Below are 10,678 nucleotides of genomic sequence, written 5' to 3' on the forward strand. Positions count from 1 at the left end.
GAGGCGATCGCGACGGGTCGGTTGGCGGTACGCGCGGCCAAGAAAACATAGACTTTTGGAAGGAGAGCGGTTGGCTGGATTCTAGCAAACCATTAAGTCTATTCGGTGAACGCAAAAGGCTATGCAGAAAATTGGTCGGATGTTGAGCAGAGACATAGCTCTAGCCACCTAGACTAGTGTAGTTAGAGCACGCGATTTGAGACTTGTTTTTTCTGGGCATGATGCGATTGCGATTTCCTGAGTTATCGGGATTTTAGATCGTTTACATAAAATTCTGATCAGTCTCTTTTGAGCCTGTGGACGATCGCTCCGTCTTGCCCTAGATTGCTTTAGTGGCTAGTTATTCTTTAGGGTCAGGTTATGACGTCTGTTTTTGAGCAGTTTCAAGCGCTTCGCGATCGTCAGCAGTGTGCATTGATTCCGTTTGTAACCGCTGGCGATCCTGACTTGGAAACCACCGCCACTGCACTACGATCCCTCGATAAATGTGGGGCCGATCTCATTGAGCTAGGCGTTCCCTATTCTGATCCTTTAGCAGACGGTCCTGTTATTCAGGCTGCCGCTACCAGAGCACTGCAAAAAGGGACGACTCTGGATGACGTGCTTAACCTCGTCAAAATCGTATCGCCTGACATTGCAGCACCGATCATCCTTTTCACTTACTACAATCCCATTCTGAATCGCGGCATCGACACGTTTTTTCAGGATATTGCTGCTGCCGGGGCAAAGGGCCTCGTCGTGCCTGATTTGCCACTCGAAGAAGTTGCCGCAGTTACAGAAGCTGCCGAAAAGTACGGCATCGAAGTGATTCTGCTGGTAGCCCCAACAAGCCCCAAAGAACGGATTGAGGCGATCGCTCAGCAGTCTCGTGGATTTATCTACCTTGTCAGCGTGACTGGGGTAACAGGAATCCGGTCCGAAATTCAGAGTCGCGTTAAGGAACTGCTGGAAGAACTCAAAGCCATCACCGACAAGCCTGTTGCCGTTGGCTTCGGTGTTTCTCAACCCGAGCAAGCAGAACAGCTGCGATCGTGGGGAGCTGATGGCGTTGTCGTCGGTAGCGCCTTTGTTAAGCGACTCGCCAACTCAGACGGTCCCGATGCTGGAATTAATGCCCTAGAAAACTTTTGTACTCAGCTCAATCAAGCCATCAAACCCTGAGACTTGCCGAACCAACAGCCGCAGCAAAAGGACAACCGCTTCCCCTTTTTGCCCTTGAAGGTGTCCCCTGCGAGAACGCATCAGCGCAGGGGACTTTATCGATGCGGAATGAATCGAAAATAAGATCATTCAAATTCAGCCCTTATCCTAAAAGCCTCATAGGGAAAGGCGTTTGGATTCCCTCAAGAAACTGGGAAACCTGCAAGATGTCGGTTGTAGCTGTCGCTAGTTTCATAAGGACAAGAGGTGAGTTGGAGTAAGCTGCGGTGGGGATATTGGGAAAAGCGGCAAAGAGCACCTAAGAGATCTCAACTGTTTAAACAGCCCAAAAAGATAACGATTTTGAAGTAAGTTTAGACTAATATTAGTTTATTGAATATTCAGTGAATAGCGATGACAAATGAGCAGTGGAAAAGATATTGGAAATTACGTGGTTGGCTCTTAGATATGCTTGCCTCACTACCTCCATCAACTTTAGAGCAACTCATATGTTCTTTTGATATTCCTCAAGTCCTTATACAGAAATACAAACAAGAGCCTGATGAACAAATTCCACCAATGCTTCGTGCTGTCTATCTTGTTTATTTGTTTAAAGCGTACGGGCTAAAATTGATTGATGTAAAAGAAATCTTAGAGGCAAATACTAAAACTTCTTTTCCTAAATTAGCAGAATTAATAGAGCTAGATAAGCTCAATAAAGGAAGAGAGCTTAGGTGTGAGCAAGAATCTGGATCTATTGACTTAGCGTTAGGCCCATTCGAGGGAACTAATGTAAGCAAAATCTTGAGAAATGCGAGTGGCAAATCTAATCATTCAGTACTTTCCAAAAGAAATAAAATTAGACAGAAACATGAAATAAAAGCGGAGCGGTTTATAAATAGGAATGAAGAACAAGATCGATTCCATGAAGTCATAAATAGTCGTGGTTCTATCTGTTTTTATGGGGAGATAAAATCTGGTAAGACAGCTCTCTGGAAGCACTTGCATGCAGAGATTTTGAGTCAATCGCCCCTTGAATACAACTCAAAACCCCTGCACAAAATGGAACCGTTACTGTATCCTTCTTTGAAGTCCGTAGGTGACTTGTCCGCAAAAATTTTTGAATCATGTGCTCTAAAATTATACGATCAGGCTGATTCTAGTGGTAAAACAGTCCCTTTCAATTATAAAAATCCCTCTCATCGGGATATACTCAAAAAACTTAGCGCTCTAATTTTTATTGATGATTGTAACTTAGAGGAAGACGAATTTAGCAAATTGACAGAACTTCTCGAGAAATGCTCATTGGTTCTAACATCATCTCGACGGCTGTTCCGGTATGATCCTGAAAATGAAGGTTTTAATAAGAGGTTGAAAGGTTTAGGGATAGACTATGCTCTTTCTCTTTTTAAGAAAGTCACTACCCAGCTCATTAATGAGGATTCAGTAGAAATAGAAGAGCTTGATTTGGTAAGTGAAGACGAGATTCAAGAATTTTGCGGGCTGCTTGAGTATTATCCTGGCCAAATAGTGTCAATCATAGAATCATGCGTCAAGTTTAAATACAAGCTTTCGAAAGCTGTACAAAAACTGAGGACATTATCGTCTGAAAATCGTTACGAGAAGCTGCTAGGTGATATATCAAACCGTGCTTCTGATAAGCAAAAGAAAGCGTTAGGCTTTCTTGCACTATTCAACGGACTACCCGTTAGAGCTGATCACTTAGCTCAACTTGTCAGCGATGATAATATCATTGATGAGTTAAGTGGGCTCACAAGATCTCATATTATTGAATTTGATGGGGTTTCCTTTCGATTAAGTAACAATCTAGCCAAGACTTTTCAAGAAAACTGGATTGGTAATAATTCTCTAAGAGAGTCACTGAATTATTTCATTGAATGGACATACCTTTATCAAGATTCCCCTGAAGCTTTGCTGGAAGAGGCTGATCTTATCCTGCATCTTTTCTCGCTTGCTAAAGAGGCAAGTCTTTGGCAAGAGGCTTTGTTACTTGGCAGATTTGTTGAGGCTTCAATGCCTCTGAATGGCTGGTGGGATGCATGGGGCAATCTGCTGAATGCTATGCTCAATGCCTCTGAACAGCTAGGGGATATTTCAGGACAGGCTTTTGTTAGACATGAATTGGGAACTCATGCCCTATGCATGGAAAGGTTCGGTGATGCTAGAGATTATTTTGAAACAGCATTGCAATTGCGTGAAGGTCTTCCAGGTCAGCTAGGTATTGATGTTACTAGGCACAATCTACAGCAAGTAGAGCTAGCATTAAACGGCAATGCAGCTGCTGATGACACCGATAATGAACCTCCCGAGAATGGCGATTCAAACGATTCTCCTACATCGCCTGAAACGAACGATAACGGCAGTGTCCCTCCTGCACCTAGACCTTCTTCATCGCCATCCCCATGGTTGGCAGTAACTATTGGGGGCATAATTGCTATTCCAGGGGTGTTGTTATTAATTGATTCGATGAATCAGCAACCACCCGATCCGCCACCCATTCCTGAACTACCATCTGACGCTGAGATCGTAGATTATTTAGTTGGCGGAGAAGAGTGGAGCTATGAAGATCTGCAAAACTGTGGTCAGGCAAAAACAGCCTTTTTTTGACGATGGACAATACGTTGATCTCAGGTGGGTGGATGCTGATGGCCAAGGCTATTGGGATTTTGTCAATCCTGGTAGCGATTTCAATATAAGCAATGGCGTTTTAGAATTCAATGATGGTCGCGTCTTTGGTGACACAGAAGGACGGCCAACAAGATTCGAGATTGTTGAGGCTTCTCCGAACAGGATTGATACCATCAGAGAATCAGACAGGCAGAACTTCTCTTTTGTTAACTGTGAGACTTCTGAACCTCAGAATGAGCTTGGAACTCTAGAGGTTGAGCTTATATCCTATGCTGACGGTTATTTAGAGAGAAGGATAGTCTGTGCGCAACAATCCACAGAGAATTATGAAATAGTCAACTGTGCGCCGCCATCACAGGCAGGCAATGCTCCAATATTTGTCGAATTAGATGTTCCACCTGGAGAGTATTTCATATTCGCAACCATCCTGGCAGACAATGGCGAATTGGAGCGCAATATTAATGGTGATATCTTCAGCTTTTACTACACTGGGCAAAATTACGGTCCTGAACCTCTTCCTATCGAAGTCTCTGCAAATGAGAAAATTCAAAATATTCCAACCACTAATCATGAACTTTGCTTGGGTGAGATTAAACCTGACTACTGTGTTGAACCAACACTATAACGGTCATTTCATGATTGACTGACAAAGGACCATTCTTGCTTATGGCAGTAGGCATGGACATTGAATTCAATACGGTAGGGCCATTTATTGTGCTGAATGCGTGAAGTCTCGATCAAGTTAGAGTCGAGGGTGAAAGTGAATTGGACAATACGAACAATGCTCCAGTAAAAATCCGCAACTGACGATGGCGATTTGACCTTATTCCATCTGCTCGTTAACATTTTCAACTACGAGGAGAGCCGGGCAATCTGAATATATGGAAAAGGTCTATGTCCCACTCCCTTGGACATTCCAGCAATCAACTTACAGTGTCTGCAACCAGTCCTGAATCAGCTGATTGACCACCTCTGGCTGCTCATCATGGGGACAATGACCTGTATCAGGAATTGAGTGAAATGTCACGGGTGGATCGACATCTGGCGTCTCACTCAGCTCGCGATAGATCGTCGCGCCTTCAATCGGGGTCCAGGGATCTCGTTCTCCCCAGAGCACCAAAAGGGGCTGCTTGATGTGAGGCAATAGCTCAATTGGGCGAGGCCCAGGCGGTGCACTCACGATAGAAGCAAAGACCTTCTGGGCACCAGGATCACAAGACGGACGATAGAGCAGCTCAACCAGTTCATCCGTGACGGCTGTGGGGTTGTGATAAACCTGTTTCAGCGAACCTCGAATTCGAAACTTACGCCGCACTTCGTTGAAAACTAACGGACCCAATAGATTTGAGCTAACTAGCTTTGTGAAGGTCCCCATCATGAAGCGTAAGGGTAAGTTGAACTCTTCGGGACGGTGACTCAATCCACCTGCACAGTTCAGCAAAACACCAGCCTGTGCCATCTCAGGCGAGTGGGCTAGCATCATGAGTGTGATTAGACCACCAATAGAATTGCCAACAAAGACCGCAGGATGACCGATGTGCTCGCGCCAATAATCTTGCAGCAGCGATTCCCAGGTCTCAATGGCGTAATCAATACCAGGCTTGTCAGACTCACCAAATCCCAACAGATCGATCGCGTGAACTTGATAGCCAGCCGCCGCTAATACGGGAATGTTCTTACGCCAGTGACCGATAGAGGCGCCAAACCCATGAATCAAAACCAAAGGTTGCCCAGTACCCTGCACGACATGGCAGATGCGATAGCCACGCCACATCCAAACTTGCTTTTCAAGAGCATTGGGAGCTGTCAATTGAGCGGTCATAGACGGATTGAAGATGAAATGTAAACACTGCTTTATAAAAGCAATCTTTCTTCATAATAAAGCCGATATTCTTTTTCTGGGAATAGAGATTTCAGAACCCTGTAGGTCCCAAGACATGCTACCCCTCAAACCGCGATCGCATGATGGGATAAAGACTGCGAGACAAATGTCGCCGCCGCACAGGGGTATCGTCTTCTGAAAAGGGCGGTGTAGCTCCGTTAGACGGATATAGGGGGCATAGGATTTGCCATAACTGGCACTTGGTGACAACCGTACTAGGGGCAAAGCGTCCAGGTTCTTTTTCTGTCATCCAGCCAAAAGCGATCACCCTCTGGATTGCAGTCTTTGCCCAGTGATTTGTAGAAACATCTTCTGATAGATATTGCGGTGCGTTAACGGAGTCTTTTTCTGTTCCAAGTAAACGAGACAGCGCAGAGGCTAGAACGGCTCGGGTTACAGGTGTTTCAGGTCGAAAGCTAAGACTGTAACGGCGGCTAGTACGGACCACATCCGCGATCGCGCCCATCTGGATGGCTTCGAAGTCTGCATCGTTGAGCGGGACATCGTCAAAGGCAAAGATGGGAATTCCCTGCCGCACCAGTATCTGCTGGAGTTGCCATTGCCAGTTTGGTTGACTCATCAGGGGTCCAAGACCACCTACCCGCGCTGCCTGAACCGCAATGTGTCCGACGGCTTCTCCAAGGGCCCACTGGGATCTCGGATGACGAAAAATGGAACGCAGCGAGGATTCGCAGCCGGGAAAAGTGACACACAGGAATCCCTCTGTGTTTTCCGGGACCAGCGATCTCAGCGGAATAGATAGAGGGTGCGCTTTGGTAGAAGTTCCTGTCCCGTTGGCAAGAACAACCGTGATCGCGTCTTCAAAGAGCGTTCTGGAATGGGGTATCCGAGACCGTAAGTCGAGATCTTCGCGGGTCAATATCAGTTCAGGAGTGACTGGTGCTCCCGTCATCTTTGACAAATTCTGCTGTAAATCCGCATTGCGAGTGGCATCCAAAATCAGCTTGGCGTGAACCTGAAAAAAGCGTTGCGTCGCAGCGTCTTGAAACACGACCTGATGGACTCGTCGCTGGCCTCGGCTCTCCGAATACAGAACTCGGATGGGAATACCTTGGGGAATTAAGATCAGCTGCTGGTTTTGCAGATAGGGTGCGATCGCCTGACGAAGCTGTGTTTCTCTAAAGGATACGGACGCCTTTGACTCAACATCTCGTAGAGATTCCGAAGCGGATTTTCCTGCTGCCGTTAGCGCCGCTTGGGGTTGCCAGTTGGCCCAAAAAGTTTGCTGACTGCGGGACATGACAATCACTCTCTCCCAAGCCGTCACCCGCCTTCCCCAGCGCCAGCTAAAGGATGAATCTGGGTAGAGTTGACTCAGATCATGGGTTAGATTCAGCTTACCGGTCTGTGCCCAACAGACCTGGCCACCTGCCTGCAAAATTGCCAGCGTCGCTGTGTATGCCGCCACTGTGTTACCAACCACCAGCGTCTTGCAAAAAACCGTTTCGCGGTTGGTGGGATGCAATGCATTTGACTTCGCAATAGAAAGGCTGCTAGCCACAGAAGAAGGAGTCGTAATGTGTTGGCATAACCTTATCCCATGAGGCGATCGCCCGCATCTTTCCATCGCCGAGTTTGAACAATCTTTGAGTGTGCCGAGAAGCATGATCACGAAAAAAGGATCGAGAGGCATGGGCAATCAGTTTTGAGTACAAATCAATCTTCTCAATGAGTGATTGCTAGCCAGCACACTTACTCTTTCCTTTCGTGATCGATGTCAAGTAAGGCGTTTAGAGGCTCAATCAAGGGAGGAAGATTGGTTTGAACGGTTTCCCAAACAATACCCATTTCTACGCGGAAATACTCATGAGCCATAATGTTCCGCATATCACTCATTTTTCGCCAAGGTAGCTTTGGGTTTTCCGCCTTAACGGCTGAGGGGATATTGATTGCCGCTTCTCCAATCACAATCAACTGGTACAAAACGGATTCCACCAACACATCATTTGTCACAAAGTCTTCAAAGCTCAGTCCTTGTAAACGATTCTGGATACTATCAATCGCGGTCAAAATGTCTTGAACCCTTTGCTGCCAATCTCTAGAAGACACAGATAGCATCCTCCAGAACGGGTTGACGCAGATGTGACTTGAGGGCTCCTGCTGTACCCACATCCACTGAGCACTCTAGAATTGACTCCAGATAATGCTTGACATCAAACAGCTGAAAAAAGCCGATAGGCTGAGAGAATTCCACCAGAAAATCCACATCACTGTCCTCTTTTGCTTGATCACGAGCAACTGAGCCAAATAGAGTCAGAGACTTGACACCCATTTCCCTGAGAGTTTCTTGATGGGTTCGCACCGTTTTCAAAACGGTATCTCGCTTAAGTATTGCTGCCATGACTTATGTTTTTCCATCTTGAATCAATCATTTCAGTTACTGATTTTGAAACAGCCCCATTGAATAGACAATTGGAGACTTGTAATCGGACTCACCTGTACGCATCAAACATCTCCTAGTACAGTTCATATTTCATAAGCTGACAGGGTAAGTTGCCATTGAGTACGGGAATGCGCTGTGATGACTTTAAGCCGATTGACCTAGCAAGTGCTTTGTTGCCGCTGAGGACGAATGCTGTCCACCCTTTGAAGCGTTGCTTCAAGACATCTCCCAGAAGCTTGTAAAAAGCTGCCAAATCTTCGTCCCGCCCAATGCGTTCACCATAAGGTGGATTACAGAGAACAACGCCACTGCTTGCAGGTGCTTCCACCAAAGACAAGTCTATTTTCTGCAAGGTCACTTGGTCCGAAACCTGACAGTTGCGAGCATTATCTTGAGCCTGGGCAATAACCTCAGCATCGCGATCGCATCCAACAATCGGTGCCATCAAATCACTGTGCTGCTCGGCCTCAGCTTCATGACGCAGCTTTTGCCAGACGCCAGCATCAAAGTCAGGCCACGTCTCAAATCCGAAGCGATCGCGAAATAACCCAGGTGCCCGATTGAGTCCCATTAATGCAGCTTCTAAGGGCAGCGTGCCAGAGCCACATAGCGGATCGCAAAAGGCTTGAGTCTGTTGCCATCCTGATAGATAAATTAGGGCAGCTGCCAAAGATTCCTTGAGGGGTGCTTTCCCAACAGCAGGTCGATAACCTCGACGATGGAGGCTGTTGCCGGAGCTATCTAGACTAACAGTGGCCCGATCCCGATTGATGTGAATATTGACCTGCACGTCAGGCCGATGGGTATCTACGCTAGAGCGCTGTCCGAAGCGATCGCGCTGCTGATCAACAATGGCGTTCTTCACCTGAAGGGCTGTGAAATGAGTGTGGTTAAGTTGATGATTCTTTCCGGTTGCAGCAACTGCTAGTGTGAAATCAGGGGTTAAATACTGTTCCCAATCGATGCGCCGAATCTCTTTGTACAGTTCATCGGCATCTTGGCACCTCACCTCTGCAATCTTTACTAGGATGCGAAACGGCAGGCGTGCCCACAAATTAGTCCGGTAGAGGAGCGCTTGGTCTCCTTCAAAGGTTACGCCACAGAAGCCAGGTGCGATCGCCCTTGCCCCTAAAGTATGCAGCTCTTGGGCCGCTGTGTCCTCCAAACCCCGCGCCACTGTCGCAAAGTATTGCTCCATGGTTGGCTAAATTCTCACATTACACCTGACAACTCACGTTACATCACAAGGCTGAAGATAGACGTTAGAAGGCTGAGGGCTGAAGGTCAACGTAAAGATTGGGTCTGAGCTTCGGAAGCATGTCGCCTTGACCTTATATCTATATGAGCCCTTTAAACATCTCGGTTAGAGCTTCGTTGATCGCTGCTGAATGGCTATTAAATTGGCCTGTCTTCATCATTTCTTCTTGATCCTTTCATGAAAAATCACCTAAGTCTTTAGGAACCTACGTGTCATCTGAATCTTTACTAACGATTTACGCAGAAATAATTTCTGACATTCTTATCAATATTCCGTAGCTTTATCAGTGTTTTATTGATAGGAACTGTGAAAAATAGTTAGCAAGTAGAAAAGTGTTGCTACTGTTCTTTAGTGTCTGAGTTTTTAACTATGCTGTATGCCTTACCCGCTACAATTGTATTTCTCATCACTACGGATGCTTTGCTTAGGGATTCCACGACATCCAATAGCAACGTGGAAGTCTGGGTTTTCATCCTGATTGCTTCTCTCGTTTGGCCACTCACGCTTCCTAGTATTCTTCGAAAGAAAGTCGTCGATTTGTACGAAGCCTCTAAAACCCGAACCCGCCCTGTGTAAGTTTCTGGTGTTCCTAGCGATCCCCAATTGGGAAACATACCGTCTTTCCGACTCTCTGAGAAGATGGAATACCTTTATTACCGTTTAGAACAAGAATCTGCCAACTTTTTACCCCTTTAGGAAGATATATGAATCGTAGATGTGAGCAACAATGTTAACAACGTAGTTAATGCGTTGTTCTTCTAAGCTTGGTATATACCTCTGCCTAGGACTCCGTTTCGCCCTCCAATCTTTTCTGTCAGAAGTGCTGAGTGAACACTTGCCTGACCTTGAAGAATATGGACTTATCGATAAGTGATTGGGCGAATCTTGAAACATTATCAACGGATTGGGTTCTTGATGAATCTTAGGTCGCAGATTGGTTCCATGATTGAGAAGTCTACAGGTTCTTAAGTAGTTTCTTCACCAGGAAGTTCGCGCAGCTTAGTTCACTTTCAGCGCTCGGATAGAGGTTCATGACATACACGTTGCTTTACGCTGTTCCCGGCATTCTCGTCTTCTTCATTGCCCTAAGCTCCCTTTTAAAAGATGAAAAGACTCCAAATAGCGATCTGGAGTTCTGGGGAGTTACTTTGGTTGCTTCTCTGCTCTGGCCGATTACGCTTCCCTCTATGCTTCGTAAGAAGTTCATAGATTGGTCAGGCTCTAGAGACAGTAAATCGCGACTATTGAACCATTCTTTGTGGAGCTAGCCTTTGAGAGCGAATCCTCTCTTTCAATAAGGACAATCAAAGCATTGTAATGTGAGTGTGGGGATGCGATATATCGC

8 protein-coding genes are annotated in these 10,678 nt (G+C 46.2%); 3 read left to right on the plus strand and 5 right to left on the minus strand.

Going from position 1 to position 10,678, the window contains the following annotated elements; translation table 11 throughout:
- Window positions 1-360 precede the first annotated feature (360 nt).
- The 3 genes from trpA (at window position 361) to PN498_RS08370 (ending at window position 4,414) form a co-directional block, all read left to right on the plus strand.
- Entirely contained in the window at window positions 361-1,161 is an 801-nt protein-coding gene (gene trpA, locus PN498_RS08360; RefSeq protein WP_272062272.1) for a tryptophan synthase subunit alpha, read from the plus strand.
- Window positions 1,162-1,554: 393 nt separating this feature from the next.
- The gene (locus PN498_RS08365; RefSeq protein ID WP_272062273.1) at window positions 1,555-3,768 is read left to right on the plus strand and encodes a hypothetical protein; all 2,214 of its coding nucleotides are present in this window, start codon (window positions 1,555-1,557) and stop codon (window positions 3,766-3,768) included.
- Window positions 3,722-4,414, plus strand: a complete 693-nt coding sequence (locus tag PN498_RS08370; RefSeq protein WP_272062274.1) for a hypothetical protein — start codon at window positions 3,722-3,724, stop codon at window positions 4,412-4,414. The genes PN498_RS08365 and PN498_RS08370 overlap by 47 nt, the downstream gene beginning before the upstream one ends.
- 303 nt (window positions 4,415-4,717) lie before the next feature.
- Here PN498_RS08370 and PN498_RS08375 read toward each other — a convergent pair whose 3' ends face one another.
- The 5 genes from PN498_RS08375 to PN498_RS08395 all read right to left on the minus strand — a co-directional run bounded on the left by PN498_RS08375 (window position 4,718) and on the right by PN498_RS08395 (window position 9,273).
- Window positions 4,718-5,611 (minus strand): alpha/beta fold hydrolase, encoded by an 894-nt coding sequence (locus tag PN498_RS08375; RefSeq protein ID WP_272062275.1) that lies wholly within the window; start codon window positions 5,609-5,611, stop codon window positions 4,718-4,720.
- Between the two features lie 118 nt (window positions 5,612-5,729).
- A complete protein-coding gene (locus PN498_RS08380) occupies window positions 5,730-7,193 on the minus strand; it encodes an S-layer homology domain-containing protein (protein ID WP_272062276.1) in 1,464 nt (487 codons plus the stop codon).
- A 191-nt stretch (window positions 7,194-7,384) separates the two neighbouring features.
- Window positions 7,385-7,741 (minus strand): HepT-like ribonuclease domain-containing protein, encoded by a 357-nt coding sequence (locus PN498_RS08385; RefSeq protein ID WP_272062277.1) that lies wholly within the window; start codon window positions 7,739-7,741, stop codon window positions 7,385-7,387.
- On the minus strand, window positions 7,731-8,033 hold the full coding sequence (locus PN498_RS08390; RefSeq protein ID WP_272062278.1) for a nucleotidyltransferase family protein: 303 nt from the start codon (window positions 8,031-8,033) through the stop codon (window positions 7,731-7,733). The genes PN498_RS08385 and PN498_RS08390 overlap by 11 nt, the downstream gene beginning before the upstream one ends.
- A gap of 115 nt (window positions 8,034-8,148) precedes the next feature.
- The gene (locus tag PN498_RS08395; protein ID WP_272062279.1) at window positions 8,149-9,273 is read right to left on the minus strand and encodes a THUMP domain-containing class I SAM-dependent RNA methyltransferase; all 1,125 of its coding nucleotides are present in this window, start codon (window positions 9,271-9,273) and stop codon (window positions 8,149-8,151) included.
- Between the last annotated feature and the right edge of the window lie 1,405 nt (window positions 9,274-10,678).

Origin of the sequence: Oscillatoria sp. CS-180 (genome assembly GCF_028330965.1) — a bacterium.
In the GTDB taxonomy this organism is placed as follows: domain Bacteria; phylum Cyanobacteriota; class Cyanobacteriia; order Phormidesmidales; family Phormidesmidaceae; genus Halomicronema.